Origin of the sequence: Moraxella bovis, assembly GCF_002014975.1 — a bacterium.
GTDB lineage: Bacteria > Pseudomonadota > Gammaproteobacteria > Pseudomonadales > Moraxellaceae > Moraxella > Moraxella bovis.
This window is the reverse complement of the sequence record NZ_MUXV01000087.1, coordinates 1-256: the sequence shown is the minus strand read 5'-3', so window position 1 is coordinate 256 and position 256 is coordinate 1. Positions and strand designations below refer to the sequence as shown.

1 pseudogene is annotated in these 256 nt (G+C 33.6%); it reads left to right on the top strand.

Going from position 1 to position 256, the window contains the following annotated elements:
- Positions 1-148 (top strand): annotated as a pseudogene (locus tag B0182_RS15010) (IS1 family transposase); the annotation flags it as partial.
- Between the last annotated feature and the right edge of the window lie 108 nt (positions 149-256).

Here is a 256-nt window from a genome sequence, read left to right as displayed (position 1 = left end):
CATAGAGGGCTATAATAGTCTCATTAGGCATTTCACAGCAAGATTTAGAAGAAAATCAAAATGTTATTCTAAATCCGAGAAAATGATAGAAAACACTTTGAACTTACTGTTTGCTAAGTGGAATGGAACTTTGAATTATGTATTTTAGTTTAACAATGCCGCTTGTTCTTATGGTAAGCAGTCCAAATGGCTTTCCTATGGTGGGGAAGCAGTCTTGTGTTTTTGTGTATGTTCATTTGCAGTATTTTACCTTAAT